Here is a 20,341-nt window from a genome sequence, read left to right as displayed (position 1 = left end):
CCTCGCTGACCCCCTCCTGTTCCTTTCAACGAGTGCTCAGCCGCAGCACATCATCGAGCAACCCCGCCGCCGTCACCTCCGCGCCCGCCCCCGGCCCCTGGATCACCAGCGGCTGCGTGCGATAGCGGTCGGACCAGATCGCGACGCGGTTGTCGGTGCCGGCACCGCCGGCGAGCGGGTGGTCGTGTGGCAGCGATTCCAGCCCGACACGCGCGCGGCCATCCTGCAGGCGGGCGATGAAGCGCAGTTTCTCGCCGCGCTTGTAAGCCTCGGCGTAACGCTCACGCAGCGGCATATCCAATGCCGGCAAGGCCGCATCCAGCGAATCGCGCGACAGGATCGCCAGCTCCGGCGGCACCAGCGACGTCACCTCGACTTCGTCGGCTTCCAGTTCGACGCCAGCCGTCCGCGCCAGGATCAGCAGCTTCCTGCGCACGTCCTCGCCCGACAGGTCGTCCCTTGGATCCGGTTCGGTGTAGCCCGCATCGCGTGCCTGCCGCACCAGGGCCGAGAACGGGCGCATGCCGTTGTAATGATTGAACAACCACGCCAACGAACCCGACAACACGCCGGCGATGGCGTGGATGCGATCGCCGCCCGTCTGGAGTTCGCGCAGCGAGCGCAGCAGCGGCAGCCCGGCGCCGACCGTGGCGCTGTCTCCGTAGCCCACGTCACCGGCCGCGCCGGCGGCGCGGATCGCGCGCCAGCGCGACAGCGATGTGCCTTGCCCGATCTTGCAGGCGGTGGCGACATGGATACCGCGCGCGAGCCAGTGCGCGTGGCGCTCCGCCACCGATTCGCTGGCCGTGGCGTCGATGACGATGCGCGCGCCTTCGCCGGCGAGCGCTGCTTCGACGGCCTCGAGCGAACTTCGCTGCGGCGCCAGCGTCAGGCGGTGCAGGGCTTCCGCAGGTGCCAGGCCGGAGCGGTCGCTCGCGGACTGCCGCGTGTTGGCCACGTGCACCAGCGAGATCTTCTCCGCAAACGGCGAACCCCGCCACGACGCCAGGCGCTCGAGTACGGCGCTGCCTACCGTTCCGGTGCCGAGCAACGCCACCCGCGCGGCAGCCGGCTCGGCAAACGGGGCCACTCCCAAAGCGGCTGCGGCGGCCCGGCTCACCGTTTCGCCCGTTCGACCGCGATCACCGCATGCTCGGCGCGCTCCAGCGCGGCCTCGATGTCGGCCAGCAGGTCGTCGACATGCTCAATACCGACCGAAAGACGCAGCAGGCCATCGCCGATGCCGGCCGCTTCCCGGGCTTCGGGCGACATCGCCGCGTGGGTCATCGTCGCCGGATGCGCGACGAGGCTTTCCACGCCGCCGAGCGACTCGGCCAGGGTGAAGCATTGCAGGCCATCGAGGAAGGCACGTACCGCCGGCTCGCCACCTTCGATCTCGACGCTGAGCATCGCGCCGAATCCGTCCTGCTGCCGTGCCGCCAGCGCGTGGCCCGGATGCGATTCCAGCCCCGGGTAGTGCACGGTGCGCACCGCGGGATGCGCGTCGAGCAGCGCCGCCAGCGCGTGGGTGTTCTCCTGGTGCACGCGCAGGCGCGCGTCCAGCGTGCGCAGGCCGCGCAGCGTGAGGAAGCTGTCGAACGGCGAACCGGTCAGACCGAGCGCGTTGGCCCACCACACCAGTTGCTCGTGCTGCCCGGCGTCGCGGGCGATCACGGCGCCGCCGACCACGTCGCTGTGGCCGTTGATGTACTTGGTCGTCGAATGGAGGACGAAGTCCGCGCCGAACGCGATCGGCTGCTGCAGCGCCGGCGACAGGAAGGTGTTGTCGACCACCGTCAACGCGCCCTGTGCCTGCGCCGATTCGATGACGAAGCGAAGGTCGGTGACACGCAGCAGCGGGTTGGACGGCGTTTCGATCCACACCACAGCCGGGCCGGCCGCGAGCGCATCGGTGAGCGAGCGCGGATCGGTCAGGTCCGCGGTGATCAGTTCGAACGCGCCCTTCTTCGCCAACGCATTGAACAGGCGCCAGCTGCCACCGTAGCCGTCGTGCGGCACCACCAGCCGGTCGCCGGGCTTGAGCAGCGCGTGCAGCAGCAGCGTGATCGCGCCCATGCCGGTGGCGGTGATGACCGCGCCGGCGCCGCCTTCGAGCTCGGCCAGGGCTTCGGCGAGCAGGTCGCGCGTGGGATTTCCGCTGCGGGTGTAGTCGTACTTCCGCTTTTCGTTGAAGCCGGCGAAGCTGAAATTGGATGACAGCACGATCGGCGGCGTGACTGCGCCGTAAGCCGTGTCCGAGTCGATGCCCGCGCGCACGGCGGCGGTACAGCGGTTGCGGATGCTCATGCGGCCACCTCCAGTTCGACGTCATCCAACGCCTCGCGCAGAACCGCGGCGACAGCGGCCTCCTCCTTGAGGAAGGCGTCGTGGCCGTACAACGAACGCAGCACGCGCAGACGAGTCTCACCGCGCAGGCGTTCGACCAGTTCGTAGGCATCCGACAGCGGTACCAGCCGGTCCTCGGCCACGGCCACCACCGTCACCGGCAGGCGGATCACGCTGGGATCCACGCACTGCAGGTCGATCGATTCGGACAGGCGCAGGTACGCGGTGGGCGAGGTGCGCTCGACATACTTCGCGCCGCAGTGATCCAGGTAATCCTCGGCGCCGACACGCACGCGGCCGTCACTGACGTGGGCGGCGTCAAAGCGTTCGGCGAATTCCTCGGGCGTGCGGTAGCTCAGGATGGCCAACTGCCGCGCCAGCGATAGGCCGTGGGTCTCGTCGCATTGCAGGGCGCCGAGCGCGACGGCACGACGCTGCAGCGCGCGCCAGGCGCTGGCATACGGATGCGCGCGATGCACGCCGCTGATGGCGACCAGTTGCCCAAGTCGCGAGCCGTGCCGCGCGGCGAACTGCAGGCCGACCATGGCGCCGTAGGAGCAACCGACGAAGGCCTGCAGGTGTGCGATGCCGATCGCATCGAGCAGCGCGGCGATGGCATCGGCCTGATCGGCCGGATCGATCGGCGCGTCGAGGTCGCCTTCCGCACCCAGCCAGTCGAAGGCGACCAGGCAATGCTGGCGGGGATCAAGTGCGCGTCCCGGACCAGCCTGCTCCTGCCACCAGCCGTCCTGTGCAAACGCCCGGCTGGACGCGACATGCCGATGCGCCGAGATGCCGCCGGCGACGAATACGGCCGGCAGCGCGCGATCGCCGTGGATTTCGTATCGCAGCCCGACACGGCGACGGCCGGCGTGGCGCAGTTCGAGTTCGACGATGCACTCGCCCTGCACCGCATCGGCAATGGGCGTGGGCGCAGTGGCGTGTGCCAGCACGTGCGGGGCGTCGGAGCGATCGACGGTGGCGTGTTCGTGGGCGGCAGAAGCGGGGGCAAGACTCATGGCGTGCATCCGGAATGGAGGGGCCATCGAGCCTGCGAGTCGCCGAGCGCACCCCGTGGAGGAGGGGTGCACAACGCAACCATCTTTGGACCGGCGCGCCTTGGGAGGCGAACCCGTCGCAGGAATTGGCACCTTCACCCGGGAGCAGTTGCTCCACTGGGTTGGGTTGCCCCGGCTTCAAAGGGCCTGTCCCTCTGCCGGTCTCGATGGATGGACGCAGTCTGCCAGCGGCTTCCCGCTCTTGTCAATCGCTTTATCCGCATAGAGCGATTTGTCATAAGAACCGTCCCGGGCCTCGCACGTGTTCATAAATCACGAATAAACTTCGCTGATGACCAAGCTCTTTTCGATCGCCTTCGCGGCGACCCTGCTGACCGCCTGCACCACCGCACCCCGCCCCACCACCGCGCCGCCGAGCACACAGGCGGCACCCGCCGTGAATACCGTTGCCGAGCGCTACGTCTCGGCCGAAACCCCCCAGGACGAACTGGACTCGCTGGCGACCTGGCCGACCGAAGACGGCCGCACCTGGCTCATTGCCTCGGCCAAGTCGACCCATCGCCTGGTGGTGTTCGATGCCGACAGCGGCGAACGCCTGCGTGAGGTCGGCAAGGAGGGCGCGTCGCCCGGCGAATTCGATCGTCCCAACGGCCTGGCCGTGTACGGCGACCAGTTGTTCGTGGTCGAGCGCGACAACCATCGCGTGCAGGTGCTGTCCCTGCCCGACTTCAAACCGGTCGGCAGCTTCGGCGAGAAGGAACTGCGCAGCCCTTACGGGATCTGGCTGACCGAAACCGAGCCGGGCGAGCTGGAGGCCTACATCACCGACAGTTTCATGTACGGCAAGAAGTTCGACGAGGTGCCGCCGTTCGCCGAGTTGAACCAGCGCGTGCGCCGTTACCGCGTGCAGTTCGACCAGGCCGGGCGCTTGCGCGCGAACTACGGCGGCTCGTTCGGCGACGTCAATGAAGACACCGCGCTGCGCATGGTCGAATCAATCGGAGGCGACCCGGTCAACGACCGCCTGCTGATCGCGGACGAGGACCGTCGCCACCTGTCCACGCTGCGCGAATACACCTTCAGCGGAAAGTACACCGGGCGCAGCCTGCCGCAGGACAGCTTCGGCGCCGAGGCCGAAGGCGTGGCGCTGTGGACCTGCCCGGGCGGCGGCGGTTACTGGATCGCCGTCGACCAGCTGGCGCCGCTGACGATCTTCCATCTCTTCGACCGCGTCACGCTGCAACCGCGCGGCAGCTTCGAGGGCAAGGTGACGGCGCACACCGATGGCGTGGCGCTGCATGCTGCCGCGACGCCGAGCTTCCCGGGCGGTGCGCTGTTCGCGGTGCACGACGACAAGTCGGTCACCGCCTTCGACCTGCGCGATGTCGCCAAAACCCTCTCGCTAGAACAGGACTGCACGCAGTAGGCTAAGGGCGTCCGCGTCGGTCTGCGCCCGACGCGGGCGATGTCGCCCCCAACCGACGACCGCCCCGATGAGCACGCCCCGCAACATCTCGATCGCAATGGGCCTGCTGGCCCTGGCCGGCAGCGTGGCGGTGGCGGACGCCGCCAAGATCTACCGCTGGACCGACCGCAACGGCGTCACCCACTACGGCGACAGCGCGCCCGGCGGGCAGCATTCCGACGCGGTGCGTGCGGGGTCGGTCAAGGAGATCCGTGTTCAGGTCGAACCCAGCGCGATCGCGCGCCTGCGCGTGGAAAGCGACGAAGGCCGGTACCTGGCATACGCCGACAACACCCTGGCCGGGCCGATCGAAGTGATGCTCAGTTTCGCCAGCACCAACAACATCGTCGGCGATCCGCCGCTGCCGGCGCGCGCGACCGTGAAGCCACGCAGCAGCGCGCTCGTCGCCGTGCTCACGGCAGCCGACCCCGGACGCGGCGGCGATTTCGAGTTGCGGATGGACAGCCTGCCCGGCGACCCCAATGCCCGGCCTGGCGACGTCGAGTACGTGCTTCCCCTGAGCCAACCCGATTTCCGCATCGACCAGGGCTACGGCGGCCAGTTCAGCCACACCGACACGCAGAACCGCTACGCGGTGGACTTCGCCGCCGACGAAGGTACGCCGGTGCTGGCCGCACGCGAGGGCGTGGTGATGCAGGTCGAATCCGACTTCGACAAGGCCGGCCTCAATCGCGAACGCTACGGTGGGCGCGCCAACTTCGTCCGCATCCTCCACGACGACGGGACGATGGCCCTGTATGCGCATCTGCGCACCGAGGGCGTGCTGGTCCGGGTCGGCCAACGGGTGCGCGGGGGCCAGCAGATCGGGCTGTCGGGCAACACCGGTTTCACCACGGGCCCGCACCTGCACTTCGCCGTGCAGGTGAACCGCGGCATGCGGCTGGAGTCGATCCCCTTCCGCATGCGTGGACCGGCGGGCCCGCTGCGCATCGCCAGTGGTGCGCCCTAGGATTGGGCCAAGCCCCGGCCCGGATGCCGAATAAGCGGCGAATTTGCTGCCAAGGCCCGGACTGAGGCCTCCTGACCTGCCCTTCCCGGCTCGGGCAGTCACCCGTGGCAGCCCGTATAATGCCGACCTCCCTCGCTTACCCGACGCGCCCGCGCGCGCCGTAGCCATGTCCGACGTTTCCCTCGAAGCCGCCCGCCGTCGCACGTTCGCGATCATTTCGCACCCCGACGCCGGCAAGACCACGCTGACCGAAAAACTGCTGCTGTTCGGCGGCGCCATCCAGATGGCCGGCTCCGTCAAGGGCCGCAAGGCCGCCCGCCACGCGACATCCGACTGGATGGCGCTGGAAAAGGAGCGCGGCATCTCGGTCACATCCTCGGTGATGCAGTTCCCTTACGAAGACTGCATCGTCAACCTGCTCGACACACCCGGCCACGCCGACTTCGGCGAGGACACCTATCGCGTGCTGACTGCGGTCGACTCGGCGCTGATGGTCATCGACGTGGCCAAGGGCGTCGAGGAACGCACCATCAAGCTGATGGAGGTTTGCCGCCTGCGCGACACGCCGATCATGACGTTCATCAACAAGCTCGACCGCGAGGGCAAGAACCCGATCGATCTGCTGGACGAAGTGGAAAGCGTGCTCGGCATCCAGTGCGCACCGATCACCTGGCCGATCGGCATGGGCTCGCGTCTGAAAGGCGTGTATCACCTGATCACCGGCGAAGTGCACCTGTACGAGCAGGGCCGCAACTTCACCCGTCAGGACTCCACCATTTTCTCCTCGATCGACGACCCGGCCCTGGCCGAGCGCATCGGCGAGCAGATGCTGGCCGAACTGCGCGACGAACTGGAACTGGTCGAAGGCGCCTCGCATCCGTTCGATCCGGCCAGGTACCTGGCCGGCCTGCAGACTCCCGTGTTCTTCGGCTCGGCGGTCAACAACTTCGGCGTGCAGTTGCTGCTGGACTTCTTCGTCGAGCACGCGCCGGCGCCCAAGCCGCGCGAGACCACCTCGCGCGAGGTCGGCGCCTACGAGCCCAAGCTCACCGGCTTCGTGTTCAAGATCCAGGCCAACATGGACCCGCAGCACCGCGACCGCGTGGCGTTCATGCGCATCTGCTCGGGCCAGTTCAGCGCCGGCATGAAGGCCTTCCACGTGCGCAGCGGCAAGGAGGTCAAACTCGCCAACGCGCTGACCTTCATGGCGTCCGACCGCGAGATCGCCGAGAACGCCTGGCCGGGCGACGTCATCGGCATCCACAACCACGGCACCATCTCCATCGGCGACAGCTTCACCGAAGGCGAGGCGCTGAGCTTCACCGGCATCCCCAACTTCGCGCCTGAGTTGTTCCGCCGTGCGCGCCTGCGAGATCCGCTCAAGCTCAAGCAGTTGCAGAAGGGCCTGGCGCAGTTGTCGGAGGAAGGCGCGACCCAGTTCTTCCGCCCGCTGATGAGCAACGACCTGATCCTGGGCGCGGTCGGCGTGCTGCAGTTCGACGTGGTGGCCTATCGCCTGAAGGACGAATACGGCGTGGATGCGAGCTTCGAGCAGGTCAGCGTCGCCACGGCGCGCTGGATCCGCTGCGGCAACGAGAAGAAGCTGGAGGAGTTCCGCGACAAGAACGCCATGAACCTGGCGCTCGACGCCGCCGGCGAACTGGTCTACCTGGCGCCGACCCGCGTCAACCTTCAGTTGGCGCAGGAGCGCGCCCCGGACGTGCAGTTCCTCGCCACCCGCGAGCATGCCCACGCGGCGGCTTTTGACTGACGTCACAAAAACTCCCTGAATGGGCTAGGATCCCGAGACCGGGATGGGGATCCCGGCATCCACCATCGAGGGGAGATCACCATGTTCTGGTTGGGAGCTTTGCTGTCCACCGTGGGCGGCCTGTGGCTGGTCGTCAACGCGTTCCGCTCCAGCGGCGTGTTGTGGGGCCTGGGTTCGCTGTTGGTGCCGTTCGTCGCGCAGATCTACGGCGTGCTGAATTTCGCCGAGAACAAGATTCCGCTGCTGCTCAGCGTGGTCGGCATCGCGATGTTCTTCATGGGCTATGGCAGCTATGTCGAACAGATGCAGGCGATGCAGGCCGCCGCCGAGGCGATGCCGCAGTAAGCACTGCCGGTAAGTGACGTGCCGCGCGCGCCCGGCGCATCGTCCGATGCGTCGGAGCGCTTTCCTCAGCGGGCGACGGCGCGCGCCCGCGCCGAGTCGATCACCGACGCCAGCCATTCCGGCTCGGGCTGGTCGGGATCGAAATACTCGAAGATCAGGTGGATGCGGTCGCTCGAACCGTTGTTTTCCACCGCGTGCACGGCCATGTTGCTGACTTCCGCGGCCTCGCCCTCTTCGAAGTGGTAACCGACGCCGTCGACGAAGAACGTCACCTGCTCGTTGGTCAGCAGCGGCACGTGGATCTTGTGCGGCCACTTTGCCGCAGGGTTGGCGTCACGGTGCGGCTTGATCACTCCGCCCGGCGCCATCCTCGCCAGCATCACGCGCGGGAATACGCCACGGGCGTAGCCGTAGGGCGCCACTGCCTGCGCGAGCACCGGCTCCAGCAGCGTGTGCCATTGCGCCCACAGCGGCCGGTCGTAGGAATCCCGCCAGTCGTGGAAGTTGCTGACGAAGCGGAACACGATGTGGCGCGTCCGATCGAGCGCCTCGAAGCGGTTGGGCTTGTCGGCGTTCTCGGCATCCCACATCGATTCGGGGATCGCCAGCACCGCTTCGCGCAGCCGTGCTATGTCGACACGCCCGAGCCGGCGGACGCTGGTGGTCTTGCGCGGATTGGGCTGGATGGCGGCAGGGGAAGGCATCTTCAAAACTCGTATCCGAACAATTCGAGGTCGCGCTGGTAGAAATCCGCCACGCCGTCGATCAGGGCCTGGTCATAGTAGTCCCGGTAGCTGCCGCGGCGCGAACTGTTGACCTGCCCCAGCGACGCGGTGGGGATGCCGATGCGCTCGCAGATGGCGTCGTAGGAAGACTGCATATCCTCGACCCGCCCGATCCGGTCGGCCAGCAACCGGCCCTGCGCGTCGGTGACGAAGGTGTGCTGCGGCTGGAACAGCACGTGTTGCAGCGGCCGCGCCTGGAACAGGATATGGCGCATCACATGCTGGGGATTCTTGAGGAACGCGCCATCCGCACGCGTCATGAACGCGCAATAGGAAACGAAGCGGTCGAACGGATTACGGACGAACGCGAACTTGAAGTAGTCGGCGAATGCCTGCTCGCCGAGGAACGGCCGGATCTGTTCCAGGCTGATATGGCCGTGCTTGATCGCGGCCAGTTCCTCGAACGGGAAGCGCTTGTTCACGAACAGGCCGACCTGCTCGAGGTCGTCGGCGCTGAGGTGCTCGCGCAGCGCCTGGCGGACCGAGTGGGTGCCTGTTTTGGGAATCGCGGCGAAAACGAAGCGGTGCTGGTGGGAAATGATCATGGTGGCCCGGCAGCCGGGTCGTTTCGGGTGGACGCCGAATGATAGTGGCTACCGGCTCTGTCTGAAGGACACGTCCACGCCGGATGCAGCGCCTTCGCGGAGCGCGATGAACGGGGGGCCACCCAAGCAATTGCTCCACGGCGCGCTACGATGCTGCCCTATGCCCGCCACACATCGCTCCCAGCCCTCCGTCGCCCTCGCGCCAGCACATTCCATGCGCGAGGAGTTCGCCAATGCCCTCACGCACGGCCTAGGCGCCACCGCCGCGCTCGCCGGCGGCGCAGTATTGATCACGCTGGCGGCGCTATACGGCGACGGTTGGCAACTCGCCAGCGCGATCGTTTTCGGCACCAGCCTGCTGCTGCTGTACCTGGCTTCCACGCTGTACCACGCCGTCCAGCACCCGGTGGTGAAAGGACGCCTGAAGGTATTCGACCACTGCGCCATCTACCTGCTGATCGCCGGCACCTACACGCCATTCACCCTGATCGGCCTGCGCGGCCCCTGGGGCTGGAGCCTGTTTGCGGCGATCTGGTCCCTGGCGTTGGCCGGTGTGGTGTTCAAGCTGTTCTACACCGGGCGCTTCAAGCTGCTGTCGACGGGGATCTACATCGCCATGGGATGGCTGGTCATCGTCGCCATCAAGCCGCTGCTGGGAGCACTGGATGGCTGGACGCTGGGCTGGATGTTTGCCGGTGGCGCGTTCTACACGCTCGGCACGGTCTTCTATCACCGGCCATCCCTGCCGTATTCCCATGCGATATGGCACCTGTTCGTGTTGGGTGGCAGCGTCTGCCATTACGTGGCGGTGATGGCACAGGTGATCTATACGCCGTCGCTGCCGACATGAACGCATGCCGGCGCGTGCCTAGCTGAACCGCCGACGCCGCGACCTACGCCGAATTCACTGTCACTTGACCCCCTTCTGACGAAGGTAGCGTCATGTCAGGCGGCAAGGCGGCGAGATGGGCTCGCGGCAAGACAACGGGTATCCCGGCCCGGAGAAAAGGCGACGTCATGCCGACTCGCGCATCTGGTCGGAACGTCATCCCTGGCTCAGCGCTCTGGGTTTGATCGCGCTGGGACTGGCGGTGCTGATCGCGATCTGGGACTGGAACTGGTTTCGAGGACCGGTGGAACGGCTGGTGGAGGCGCGCACGGGCCGCGCCTTCGAAATCGCCGGACAAATGGACGTCGACCTTGGCCGCACACCTGTCATCACCCTCTATGACGTGCGATTCGGCAATGCGGCGTGGTCGAAGCAGCCCACGATGGCAAGTGCCGAACGCGCGCGGCTGCGCGTTGCACTGGGCTCCCTGCTGCTCGGCCGGATGCGCGTCTACGAACTCCAACTGACGCGGCCACGACTGCTGCTGGAGGCGGACCCGAAGGGAGGCCCCGGCAACTGGGTCTTCGGTGAGCCGGGGCGCGCCGCCGACGTGAGGCGACTGTGGGTCGATGACGGCCACGTGCGCTTCATCGACAGCCGGCAGCGCAGCGACTTGCAGGTGAAGGTCGCGAGCAACGCCGATGCCGCCCGCGCTGATGCCCTTACTGATGCTCCCATCGCGGTTTCCGGCGGCGGCCGCTGGAAGGGCAACGCTTTCATCGTGACGGGCACCGCGCAATCGCCGCTCGCGCTGCGCGAGGGAGATGCGCCTTACCAGATCGACCTGCGCGGATCGGCCGGAGCAACGCAAGCGCACGCGCGCGGCATCCTCAACGACCCGCTGCGCCTGAACGTGTTCGACCTGCGGATGACGCTCTCGGGCCGCGACCTGGCAGACCTGTATCCGCTGACCGGCATCGCCATCCCGCCTACCCCGCCCTACAAGCTCGACGGCCGCTTCAGCCGCAACGGCGAGCAGTGGTATTACCGCAAGTTCGCCGGCCGCGTCGGCGACAGCGACATGGCCGGCGACGCCAGCATCGACACGAGCGGCGCGCGTCCCTACTTCCGTGCCGACCTGCGTTCGAAACAACTGGACATTGACGATCTGGCCGGCTTCGTCGGAGGCGCCCCGCAGACGGGCAAGGGCGAGACCAGCAACCCCGAACTCGCCGCCCAAGCCGCTCGCTCGCAGGCGAGCGGTCGCGTGCTGCCGGACAAGCCCTACGAACTGGAGAGGCTACGCGCCATGGACGCCGACGTGCGCCTGCGCGCCAGTCGCATCAATGCGCCCAGGCTCCCGCTGGACGACATGGACGCACACCTGCTGCTGGAAAATGGCGTGCTGCGACTGGATCCGCTCGACTTCGGCGTCGCTGGCGGCACGGTGCGCTCGATCGTCCACATGGATGCGCGCGCCTCGACAATCAAGACGCGGGCCGACGCCAGCGCGCGCGGGCTGGACCTGTCCAAGCTGCTGCCGCAGGTGAAGCTCGCCAACAACGCCATCGGCCATCTGGGCGGCAAGGTGTCGATCAGCGGCGAGGGCAACTCGGTCGCCAAGATTCTGGGCAGCAGCGACGGCCATGCGCTGCTGGGCATCGGCCGTGGCCGGATCAGCAACCTGCTGATGGAAATGGCGGGAATCGACCTGGCCGAGATCATCAAGTTCAAGCTCGGCGGCGACCGCATGATCCCGCTGCGCTGCGCCTTCGGCGATTTCGCCATCGACAACGGCATGATGACCACGCGCGCCCTCGCCTTCGATACCACCGACACGATCCTGGTCGGATCGGGGACGATCAACCTGCGCGACGAATCGCTCGATCTCACCATCAAACCGCGGCCGAAGGACCGCAGCCTGCTGGCCTTCCGCACGCCGCTGGAACTGGATGGGACGTTCAAGCATCCACAGTTGCATCCGGATGTCGGCCGGCTGGGCCTGCGTGGGGGCATCGCTCTGACGCTGGCGTCGATCGCGCCGCCGGCCGCGCTGCTGGCGACGCTGGAACTGGGCCCCGGCGAGGATGCCTCGTGCGGCGGCCATTACGCGATGTAACGCCAGCCGCTTATGCGTGGCGGATGTAGGTCTGCAACTGGTCGAGTTCGAGTTGCTGGTCCTCGATCACCGCCTTGACCAGGTCACCGATCGACACCACGCCGAGCACTTCGTCGTTGTGCACCACCGGCAGGTGGCGGAAGCGGCGTTCGGTGACGATCTGCATGCAATACTCGGCGCTGTCGCTCAGTCCCACGGTGACGACATCGGTCGTCATGATCGTGCGCACCGGCGTGTCGGCCGAGGAACGGCCCTGCAGGACCACCTTGCGTGCGTAATCGCGCTCGGAAACGATGCCGACCAAGCGTCCGCCATCGAGTACCAGCAATGCGCCGATGCGTTTGTCCGCCATCAACCGGATCGCGTCGATGACCGCCGAATCGGGGCCGATCGCGTAGATCTCAGGCGCTTTCGCTTCGAGCAGTTGACGCACGGTGCGCATGGCCATCTCCTTCTGCAAGCGGGTTTCGGGCCGAGGATACTCCTGCCGCCGGTATCCAGGTGTCGACGAGATACAGCGGGCGCTGCTTGGACTCCTCGTAAAGGCGGCCCAGGTATTCGCCGATCAGGCCCAGTGCGATCAGCTGGATGCCGCCAAGGAACAGGATGACCGCCATCATCGTCGGCCAGCCGGCCACGGCGTCGCCCCAGAACAGCGCCTTGACGATCACCCACAAGCCATAGGCGAATGCGATGAGCGCCGTCACCAGGCCCATATACGTGGCAAGGCGCAAAGGCGCCGTGGAGAAGCTGGTGATCCCCTCCAGCGCGAGGTTCCACAACCGCCAGAAATTGAACTTGCTGCGACCGGCCGCGCGCGGCTCGCGGTGGTAGGCGATCGCAACGCGATTGAATCCCACCCAGCCGAACAGCCCCTTCATGAAACGATGACGCTCGCGCAGCTGGCGCAGCGCCGCCAGCGAGCGTGGCGACAGCAGCCGGAAATCGCCCGTATCGGCGGGGATAGGCGTCTTCGACAGTCGTCCGATCACCCGATAGAACGCATGCGCGGTACTGCGCTTGATCCACCCCTCGCCTTCCCGCTCCAGGCGCGTGCCATGCACATCGTCGAAGCCTTCGCGCCACTTGGCGACGAACTGAGGTATGAGCTCCGGCGGATCCTGCCCGTCGGCGTCGAGGATCAGCGCGGCGCCTTCGTCGATCCGGTCCAGGCCCGCCGTCAGCGCCAGTTCCTTGCCGAAATTGCGCGACAACCGCAGCAGGCCAATGCGCCCATCGGCGGCCGCCAACCGCTGCATGACTTCCCAGGTGGCGTCGCTGCTCCCGTCGTCGACGTACAACACCCCGCCATCCACGCCGTCAGCGGCCAGCGCATCCAGCACGGCGGCGATACGCGGCTGCAGCAGCGGCAGGCTTTCGGCCTCGTTGTAGGCAGAGATGACGACAGTGAGGCGATCGCAGGTCATCGCTGAATAGTAGCGGCCGGCCCCCTTTCGTTGACATATTTCCATATTTCTGGAAATATGGAATACACAACAAGGGAGCTCGACGTGACCACGACCGACATACTCAACCGCTTCCACGTGCATATGCATGTGGCCGATCTCGACGCCAATATCGCCTTCTACACGCAGTTGTTCGGAGTGCCGCCGGCGGTACTCAAGCCGGACTACGCGAAGTGGCTGCTGGAGGATCCGCGCGTGAACTTCGCCATCTCCACCGGCAAGGCCGGCGAATCGGGAATTGCGCACCTGGGCCTGCAGGCCGGCGACGCGCAGGCGCTCTCCGCCGTCGGCGCCCGTCTGCAGGCCGCCGATTCGATCGCACTAGCCGAGAGTGGAACCACGTGCTGCTACGCGCGTTCGGACAAGTTCTGGGCCGAAGATCCGCAAGGCGTGCGCTGGGAGGCCTTCCACACCCACGGCGAAGCGACGAGCTATTACGCGCCCGGCGCCGAGGTGCCGACAGATACCTGCTGCGGCCCCGCCGCACCGGAGATCACCGATAGCGCGGCCAAGCCGCGCGTACGGTCCGGCAATGCCTGCTCGCCAGCCTCAGGCTGCTGCTGAAGCGATAAAACGGGGTGCCTGCCGCCAGCGGGCGCGGGCACTTCAGTCGATCTGCTTCAGGTAGCCGTTGCCGCCGATGTAGCGCATCTGCCTCTGGATCGCTTTGCTGCGTCGCTGCACATAGGGGCCGGGGCGGACGATGCTGTAGCGGCGCGGGCTCGGAAGGACGGCGGCCATGCGCGCCGCCTCGGCGGCGCCGAGGCGGCTTGCATCCTTGCGGAAGTACGTGCGCGCCGCGGCCTGCGCCCCGTATACGCCATCGCCAAACTCGGCGATGTTGGCGTACACCTCGATGATGCGGTGCTTCGGCCACATCGCTTCGAGCAGCAGCGTGTACCAGGCCTCGATGCCCTTGCGAATCCAGCTGCGACCGCTCCACAGGAAAAGATTCTTCGCGGTCTGCTGGCTGATGGTGCTGCCGCCGCGGATCTTGCGTCCGCGTTCGTTGGCCTTGCGCGCCTTCTCGATCGCCTTCAGGTCGAAGCCGAAATGCTCGGCGAAGTTCTGGTCTTCCGAGGCCACCAGCGCCACCGGCACGTTGGTCGAGATCTCGTCCAGGTCACGCCAGTCGTAGGCGATGCGGAAGCCCCAGTCGCCCTCGCCCCACGCCTCCAGTTGTCGCGACACCATGAAGGCGCTGAACGGCGGATCGATGAAGCGCAGCGCGGCTACCTGCAGCACGCTCGCCGCGACAAACAGCAACGGCAGGGCCAGCAGCCAGCGCCACCAGCGACGTGGTTTTCTGGTCGCGGACGCGGACTCGCTCACTGCTTGCCCTTGGTGCATGGCATCCCCATCTCCGGTAGAACCCCCTTCACATCGACGCGCGCATTATCCGCGATGCCGCGCGGCAGCCGCATGAGTACGACTATGACCGACCCGACCGCCTCCCACGCCGACGACCGCGACCAACTCACCCGATTCCTGATCGAGACCGCCGGTGTTCGTGGTGTGCGCGTGCACCTGCAGGACACCTGGCACCAGATCCGCGAACGCGCCGAGTACCCCCAGGCCGCGGCTGAATTGCTTGGCGAGGCCACGGCGGCCGCTGCGCTGTTCACCGGCCACGCCAAGATCGACGGGCGGCTGTCCGTGCAACTGCGGGGCGATGGCGCACTGCGCACTCTCTTCGCCGAATGCACCGCCGCCGGCACCCTGCGCGGTATCGCCCAACTGGCGGAAGAAGGCGAGGTGACGCGCGACCTGCGCGACCTTGGGCCGAGCGCGGTGTTGGCCATCACGATCGAGAACCCGCCAACCGCCAACGGTCGCGACCCGACGCGATACCAGGGCCTGGTCGCGCTGGAGTCGGATTCCCTGGCCGGTGCGTTCGAAGACTACTTCCGGCAGTCCGAACAGCTGCCCACGCGCCTGCTGCTGGCCGCCGACGAACGGCAGGCGGCCGGCCTGATGCTGCAGAAGCTGCCCGGCGACGAGGGCGACGAGGACGGCTGGGTCCGCGCCGGAGCTCTGTTCGACACCCTTTCCCCCCAGGAGCTGCTGGAAGTCCGATCCGATGCCCTGCTGACCCGCCTTTTCCACGAAGACGGGGTTTCAGTGCTGGGAAACAAGCCCCTGAGCTTTGCCTGCTCCTGCTCCCAGGGGCGGGTGGAGGCGATGCTGGTGTCCTTGGGCGAGGTCGAGGCGGTCGCCGCCGTGGCCGATGGTGAGGCCAGGGTGCGTTGCGAGTTTTGCGGACAGACGTATCGGTTTGATGAGCGCCAGATCGCCACACTGTTCGCCAAGGCCTCGGTCGAGCTGGACGCTCCAGACCGGGTCCAGTAGGGGGTAACGGTCGCTCAGATTGTTAAAGAAGTATAAATCGCCTATAATTCGGGCCTAAGGATAGGGGAACTCGCCGGCTTCGCGCCGGTCGTAACCGGACCATGCGGAACCATCTGCTACGACTGCCGTTCGCTTTGTTGCTCGCCCTCGGCGTGGCAGCAGGCGCGCATGCCCAGTCGCTGAACAAGTCCGCGACCCGCGACACGACCATGCTGCCCGTCTGGAACAAGGCCAGCGGCAAGGTGGAGGCTTTCCTGGAACTGGAACCCACCGGCATCCCGACCGCCGGCGCACGCTGGCGTGCCGGCAGTACCACGCTCGATGCGGCATTCGGCCTGGATACCGGCGACACGCTGGGCGTGATCTGCGACCGCAGCTCCGGCCTCGCCAACTCCATCGGGGGCCTGGCAGACCATTGCATGCTGGCCGCGCTCGACCAGGACAACGACGACCGCTCCGGCAGCCGCCAGGTCATGGCGGGCGCCAGCCTGGGCCGCCCTGGCGGCAAGGTCGGCCTCACCGTAGGTACCGGCCGCGACACGCTTCCCAACTGGCTGAGCCCCAACAACAAGGTCAGCAAGTTCGACCAGAACACGCTGACCCTTTACGGGCAGAAGAACATCGGCCGCGAGGCGACCGTGTCGATCGGCGGCACGATGGCTAAAGCCCGGCTGATTCCGGCTGGCGACATGCCGGCTGAGCTTTCGGATCGCTGGACCAGCAAGACGCTCACCATCGGGGCCAACGTCGGCGATTTCGGGGCCAGCATCATTGGCCGCGTCGTCGATACCCCTGGTCAAGCCGGCCAATGGCAGGGCCTTGGGGTCGGACTGACCTGGCGCACGCCGTGGAGCGGCCAGCTCACCGTAGGCGCCGAAAACGTCGTTACCCGTGGCAAGAACCCCTTCGCTCCGGCGAATGAAGACCAGGACGAGGGCACCATGCCCTACGTCCGTTACGAGCAAGACCTGTAATCAGGGTCGCCGGACCGCGTCCGGCCTGCACCTTCCGGTCCTAGCTCCACCGCACTGGCGTCCAACGCCTCCCCGTTCAGCAAGCCCGCCCTTCGGCGGCGCACTCGCCGCACTCCCTACCTCCATCGGCTCTTGCTGATAACGGGGGCGGGTGCGACCTGGATCACACACTTAACGCATCTTTCACTTTCTCTACACATCTGGTTAAGATCGGGGTCAGCTTTGCCGGATGTGTCGAGACTCTTGACAGCTTCGGTCGAGCCTTGGGGAAACAAAAAGACCGAATCTTTTGGAGAGAGTAGAGAGATGACTTTCAAGACCACGCCGCTCCGCGACGCGATCTGTTTCGCACTGGCCGTAGGTACCACCGCCGTCGCAGGTCTGGGGACGGCCTACGCGCAGGAAGAGGCACCGCAGGCAACCACGCTCGATCGAATCGAAGTCACCGGCACGCGCATCCGCCAGGTGGACACCGAGACGGCGCAGCCCGTCCTGACGATCACCCGCGCCGACATCGAGAAGCAGGGTTTCCAGTCGGTCGCCGACATCCTGCAGAACATCTCCGCCACCGGCGCACCGCCGATCAGCCGCGCCCAGCCGCTGTCGTCGGGTGAAAACGTGGGCGGCACCTTCATCAGCCTGCGCAACCTCGGCGCGCAGCGCACCCTGGTGCTGGTCAACGGCAAGCGCCTGGGCATCTCGACCAGCGGCCTGTCCGACGTGTCGACGATCCCGACCGTGTCGGTCGAGCGCATCGAAGTGCTGAAGGACGGCGCCTCGTCGACCTACGGCTCCGACGCCATCGCCGGCGTGATCAACATCATCACCCGCTCCAACTACGAAGGCGTGGCCGCCAGCGCCTACTACGGCCAGTACGACGAAGGCGACGGCGCCATCACCAAGGGCGACTTCCTGATGGGCTTCGGCAGCGACCGCGGTTCGGTCACCATCGGCGCCGAGTGGACCAATGAAGAAGAGGTCATGTCTGCCGATCGCGACTTCAGCGCGTTCCCGCGCTCCAGCCGCCATCCGACCGACGCCTGGACCACCGTCGGCCAGCAGGGCGGTTTCGTGACGACGGCGACCACGGCGGTTCCGGGCATCCCGACCGGCACCCGCGTGATGCTGCGCGAGGGCGGCAATCCCCGCAACATCAACGACTACCGTCGCCAGAACACCGTCATCGGTACCTGCGCGGGCGCAACCGAGGCCACCGGCTGCACCCCCGGCTCGATCCTGGACAAGAGCAACACCAACCTGCAGACCACTCTGCACACGCCGCTGGAACAGAAGCAGTTGTACGTGGACGGCTTCTACGACATCACCGACAACGTCCGCTTCCGCACCAACATCCTGTACGCCAACCGCGAGAGCAGCCGCAACATCGCGGGTTACCCGATGCAGGCCCAGTCCTTCGCCACGCCGATGGCGGCGACGAGCTTCTTCAATCCGACGGGCGCAACCATCGGCAACTGGTGGCGTCGTACGTGGGAACAGCCGCGCATTTCGGACAGCGAGCTGACCACCTATCGCTTCACCGGCGCGTTTGAAGGCAGCTTCGAGATCGGCGACCACTACTTCGACTGGGACGTCAACTATCTCAACAACACCAACAAGCTGGTCCAGTCGACGTTCGGCAACCTCAACCTGGCCAACACCCGCCTCGCCGTCGGTTCGTCGTTCCTCGACGCCACCACGGGCCAGGTCGTGTGCGGCACGCCGGACAATCCGGCGACCACGGCCAACGAGCGCAACGTCATCGCCGGCTGCGTGCCGTTCAATCCGTTCCTGGCGTTTGGCGTTGAAGGCCCGGGTGGCCTGACCAACAACCAGGCACTGCAGCGGTACCTGTTCCAGGAAGAGCATTCGACGGGTCGCACCGAAACCACGGACATGCAGGCCAACCTGGCGGGCACCATCTTCACCCTGCCTGCCGGCGACCTCGCATTCGCGGTCGGTTTGGAGAACCGCAAGGAAGAGGGCAAGTTCGTTCCGGACGCGCTCGCCGTGACCGCTGGTTCGACCAACCTGGCGGGCGGCCCGACCCGTGGCGGCTACTCGGTCGATGAAATCTACGCCGAGTTGCAGATTCCGATCCTGGCCGACCTGCCGTTCGCGCGCGAACTGAGCGTCAACCTGGCCAGCCGCTTCTCGGACTACGACAGCTTCGGCGAGACAACGAACAACAAGTTCGGCCTGAAGTGGAAGCCGCTCGACCAGTTGCTGATCCGCGGCACCTACGCCGACGGTTTCCGCGCGCCGACGATCAGCGACCTGTTCGGCGGCGGCTCGCAGACGTTCTCGTTCTTCACCGATCCGTGCGACACCAACTTCGGCAGCTCGCGTGACAACGCCACCACCCGCGCCAACTGCGTGGCGGCCATGGGTGCGGTCGCCAACACCTACCGTCAGTTGGGCCAGGGCCTCCAACCGGTCGGCACGCCGAACTCGCAGACGCCGGTGGCGTTCACTACGGGTTCCAACCCGACCCTGACGCCGGAGCTGTCGAAGTCGCAGACCATCGGCGCCGTGTGGAGCCCGACCTTCGCCGAAGGCCTCAACATGTCGCTCGACTGGTGGAAGATCCGCATCGACGACACGATCGTGGCCGACACGCCGACCGCGATCCTCGAGGACTGCTACATCAAGGGCCTGACCAGCCGCTGCTCGCCGCTGTTGTTTACGCGTGATCCTGCGCTTGGCTTCGTCAACTTCATGAGCTTCGGCAACCGCAATGCGGGCTTCCGCAAGGTTGAAGGCTGGGATTTCGACATCGCCTACCGCATGAACACCGAGCAGTTCGGTACCTTCAGCGTGGTGTCCAACAGCACCTACACGTCGAAGGACTACTTCACCAACAGCGACGATCCCCAGGTTCCGCTGTCGAACGTCGGGCAGACGAGCACCTTCCGCATCCGCTCCAACCTCAACCTGGGTTGGCAGATGGGCGCGTTCGGCGTCAGCTGGATCACCCGCTACTACTCGCCGATGTATGAAGGCTGCACGTACTTCATCCCGGGCTCGACCACGCCGAACCTGGAGTGCAACGAGATCCACTTCGCCCCGACCGGCAACGTGACGGGTACGACCAGTGCGATCACGCGCCGCCAGAACCACGGTTCCACGACGTTCAACGACGTCCAGTTCCGCTACGACACCCCGTGGAAGGCCAACATCTCGCTGGGCGTGAACAACGTCTTCGACAAGGTCGGCCCGATCATGTACACCCAGCCGAGCGCCAACGTGTCGTACTACGGTGGCTTCGATATCGGTCGCTTCATGTACCTCAAGTACACCCAGAAGTTCTGATAAAGACGCGGCACGCAACAAACCTACGGCCCCGTACGGGGCCGTAGTT

At 66.4% G+C, this 20,341-nt stretch carries 18 protein-coding genes and 1 riboswitch; of the genes, 10 read left to right on the top strand and 8 right to left on the bottom strand.

Annotation, left to right across the window (positions count from 1 at the left end):
- Positions 1–25: 25 nt before the first annotated feature.
- From J2X06_RS04630 to metX, 3 genes are read right to left on the bottom strand one after another with little or no spacing between them, the layout of a single operon-like run.
- On the bottom strand, positions 26–1,090 hold the full coding sequence (locus J2X06_RS04630) for a homoserine dehydrogenase (RefSeq protein WP_310058877.1): 1,065 nt from the start codon (positions 1,088–1,090) through the stop codon (positions 26–28).
- Between the two features lie 26 nt (positions 1,091–1,116).
- Entirely contained in the window at positions 1,117–2,307 is a 1,191-nt protein-coding gene (locus J2X06_RS04625; RefSeq protein WP_310058874.1) for an O-succinylhomoserine (thiol)-lyase, read from the bottom strand.
- The gene (gene metX, locus J2X06_RS04620; protein ID WP_310058872.1) at positions 2,304–3,365 is read right to left on the bottom strand and encodes a homoserine O-succinyltransferase MetX; all 1,062 of its coding nucleotides are present in this window, start codon (positions 3,363–3,365) and stop codon (positions 2,304–2,306) included. The genes J2X06_RS04625 and metX overlap by 4 nt, the downstream gene beginning before the upstream one ends.
- Positions 3,366–3,441: 76 nt before the next feature.
- A riboswitch (SAM riboswitch) is annotated at positions 3,442–3,578 on the bottom strand.
- A 118-nt stretch (positions 3,579–3,696) separates the two neighbouring features.
- On the opposite strand from metX, the gene J2X06_RS04615 reads away from it, so the two are divergent.
- The 4 genes from J2X06_RS04615 to J2X06_RS04600 all read left to right on the top strand — a co-directional run bounded on the left by J2X06_RS04615 (position 3,697) and on the right by J2X06_RS04600 (position 7,916).
- Positions 3,697–4,791, top strand: a complete 1,095-nt coding sequence (locus J2X06_RS04615) for a phytase (protein ID WP_310058870.1) — start codon at positions 3,697–3,699, stop codon at positions 4,789–4,791.
- Between the two features lie 67 nt (positions 4,792–4,858).
- Entirely contained in the window at positions 4,859–5,800 is a 942-nt protein-coding gene (locus J2X06_RS04610) for a peptidoglycan DD-metalloendopeptidase family protein (RefSeq protein WP_310058868.1), read from the top strand.
- Between the two features lie 166 nt (positions 5,801–5,966).
- The gene (locus tag J2X06_RS04605; protein ID WP_310058865.1) at positions 5,967–7,571 is read left to right on the top strand and encodes a peptide chain release factor 3; all 1,605 of its coding nucleotides are present in this window, start codon (positions 5,967–5,969) and stop codon (positions 7,569–7,571) included.
- Between the two features lie 81 nt (positions 7,572–7,652).
- Complete coding sequence (locus J2X06_RS04600) at positions 7,653–7,916, top strand: hypothetical protein (protein ID WP_310058862.1); 264 nt, start codon at positions 7,653–7,655, stop codon at positions 7,914–7,916.
- A gap of 65 nt (positions 7,917–7,981) precedes the next feature.
- Here J2X06_RS04600 and J2X06_RS04595 read toward each other — a convergent pair whose 3' ends face one another.
- Positions 7,982–8,620 carry an aspartyl/asparaginyl beta-hydroxylase domain-containing protein gene (locus J2X06_RS04595; RefSeq protein WP_310058859.1) on the bottom strand — a complete coding sequence of 213 codons (639 nt, stop codon included), beginning with the start codon at positions 8,618–8,620 and terminating at the stop codon, positions 7,982–7,984.
- A 2-nt stretch (positions 8,621–8,622) separates the two neighbouring features.
- A complete protein-coding gene (locus J2X06_RS04590) occupies positions 8,623–9,246 on the bottom strand; it encodes a sulfotransferase family 2 domain-containing protein (protein ID WP_310058857.1) in 624 nt (207 codons plus the stop codon).
- A 214-nt stretch (positions 9,247–9,460) separates the two neighbouring features.
- Between J2X06_RS04590 and trhA the strand changes: the two genes are divergently transcribed.
- Positions 9,461–10,096 carry a PAQR family membrane homeostasis protein TrhA gene (gene trhA / locus J2X06_RS04585; protein WP_310058855.1) on the top strand — a complete coding sequence of 212 codons (636 nt, stop codon included), beginning with the start codon at positions 9,461–9,463 and terminating at the stop codon, positions 10,094–10,096.
- 115 nt (positions 10,097–10,211) lie between these two features.
- Entirely contained in the window at positions 10,212–12,194 is a 1,983-nt protein-coding gene (locus J2X06_RS04580) for an AsmA family protein (protein ID WP_310058853.1), read from the top strand.
- Positions 12,195–12,204: 10 nt separating this feature from the next.
- On the opposite strand, the gene J2X06_RS04575 is transcribed toward J2X06_RS04580, so the two are convergent.
- Together J2X06_RS04575 and J2X06_RS04570 are read right to left on the bottom strand one after the other, a co-directional pair.
- Complete coding sequence (locus J2X06_RS04575; protein ID WP_310058851.1) at positions 12,205–12,636, bottom strand: CBS domain-containing protein; 432 nt, start codon at positions 12,634–12,636, stop codon at positions 12,205–12,207.
- Positions 12,596–13,621, bottom strand: a complete 1,026-nt coding sequence (locus tag J2X06_RS04570; protein WP_310058849.1) for a glycosyltransferase family 2 protein — start codon at positions 13,619–13,621, stop codon at positions 12,596–12,598. The genes J2X06_RS04575 and J2X06_RS04570 overlap by 41 nt, the downstream gene beginning before the upstream one ends.
- An 84-nt stretch (positions 13,622–13,705) precedes the next feature.
- Here J2X06_RS04570 and J2X06_RS04565 point away from each other — a divergent pair, with 84 nt between their 5' ends.
- The gene (locus tag J2X06_RS04565) at positions 13,706–14,224 is read left to right on the top strand and encodes an ArsI/CadI family heavy metal resistance metalloenzyme (protein WP_310058847.1); all 519 of its coding nucleotides are present in this window, start codon (positions 13,706–13,708) and stop codon (positions 14,222–14,224) included.
- 42 nt (positions 14,225–14,266) lie between these two features.
- Here J2X06_RS04565 and mtgA read toward each other — a convergent pair whose 3' ends face one another.
- Positions 14,267–15,010: a monofunctional biosynthetic peptidoglycan transglycosylase gene (gene mtgA, locus J2X06_RS04560; RefSeq protein WP_310058844.1), complete on the bottom strand. Its 744-nt coding sequence runs from the start codon at positions 15,008–15,010 to the stop codon at positions 14,267–14,269.
- Positions 15,011–15,094: 84 nt separating this feature from the next.
- On the opposite strand from mtgA, the gene J2X06_RS04555 reads away from it, so the two are divergent.
- The 3 genes from J2X06_RS04555 to J2X06_RS04545 all read left to right on the top strand — a co-directional run bounded on the left by J2X06_RS04555 (position 15,095) and on the right by J2X06_RS04545 (position 20,292).
- Positions 15,095–16,009, top strand: coding sequence for an Hsp33 family molecular chaperone HslO (locus tag J2X06_RS04555; RefSeq protein WP_430539540.1), 915 nt, complete (start codon positions 15,095–15,097; stop codon positions 16,007–16,009).
- Positions 16,010–16,146: 137 nt separating this feature from the next.
- Entirely contained in the window at positions 16,147–16,983 is an 837-nt protein-coding gene (locus tag J2X06_RS04550) for a hypothetical protein (protein ID WP_310061236.1), read from the top strand.
- Positions 16,984–17,289: 306 nt separating this feature from the next.
- Complete coding sequence (locus J2X06_RS04545; protein ID WP_310058839.1) at positions 17,290–20,292, top strand: TonB-dependent receptor plug domain-containing protein; 3,003 nt, start codon at positions 17,290–17,292, stop codon at positions 20,290–20,292.
- Positions 20,293–20,341 lie beyond the last annotated feature (49 nt).

The organism is Lysobacter niastensis (assembly GCF_031457115.1).
Taxonomy (GTDB): Bacteria; Pseudomonadota; Gammaproteobacteria; order Xanthomonadales; family Xanthomonadaceae; genus Lysobacter_J; species Lysobacter_J niastensis_A.
The sequence above is the reverse complement of the archived record's forward strand: the minus strand, read 5'-3'. Positions and strand labels throughout refer to the sequence as shown.

Coding starts and splice junctions, on each gene's coding strand:
- J2X06_RS04615 (WP_310058870.1), top strand. CDS start 3,697: ATGACCAAGCTCTTTTCGATCGCCTTCGCGGCGACCCTGCTGACCGCC.
- J2X06_RS04595 (WP_310058859.1), bottom strand. CDS start 8,620: ATGCCTTCCCCTGCCGCCATCCAGCCCAATCCGCGCAAGACCACCAGC.
- J2X06_RS04605 (WP_310058865.1), top strand. CDS start 5,967: ATGTCCGACGTTTCCCTCGAAGCCGCCCGCCGTCGCACGTTCGCGATC.
- trhA (WP_310058855.1), top strand. CDS start 9,461: ATGCGCGAGGAGTTCGCCAATGCCCTCACGCACGGCCTAGGCGCCACC.
- J2X06_RS04610 (WP_310058868.1), top strand. CDS start 4,859: ATGAGCACGCCCCGCAACATCTCGATCGCAATGGGCCTGCTGGCCCTG.
- J2X06_RS04555 (WP_430539540.1), top strand. CDS start 15,095: ATGACCGACCCGACCGCCTCCCACGCCGACGACCGCGACCAACTCACC.
- metX (WP_310058872.1), bottom strand. CDS start 3,365: ATGAGTCTTGCCCCCGCTTCTGCCGCCCACGAACACGCCACCGTCGAT.
- J2X06_RS04570 (WP_310058849.1), bottom strand. CDS start 13,621: ATGACCTGCGATCGCCTCACTGTCGTCATCTCTGCCTACAACGAGGCC.
- J2X06_RS04600 (WP_310058862.1), top strand. CDS start 7,653: ATGTTCTGGTTGGGAGCTTTGCTGTCCACCGTGGGCGGCCTGTGGCTG.
- J2X06_RS04590 (WP_310058857.1), bottom strand. CDS start 9,246: ATGATCATTTCCCACCAGCACCGCTTCGTTTTCGCCGCGATTCCCAAA.
- J2X06_RS04575 (WP_310058851.1), bottom strand. CDS start 12,636: ATGCGCACCGTGCGTCAACTGCTCGAAGCGAAAGCGCCTGAGATCTAC.
- J2X06_RS04625 (WP_310058874.1), bottom strand. CDS start 2,307: ATGAGCATCCGCAACCGCTGTACCGCCGCCGTGCGCGCGGGCATCGAC.
- mtgA (WP_310058844.1), bottom strand. CDS start 15,010: ATGCACCAAGGGCAAGCAGTGAGCGAGTCCGCGTCCGCGACCAGAAAA.
- J2X06_RS04580 (WP_310058853.1), top strand. CDS start 10,212: ATGGGCTCGCGGCAAGACAACGGGTATCCCGGCCCGGAGAAAAGGCGA.
- J2X06_RS04545 (WP_310058839.1), top strand. CDS start 17,290: ATGACTTTCAAGACCACGCCGCTCCGCGACGCGATCTGTTTCGCACTG.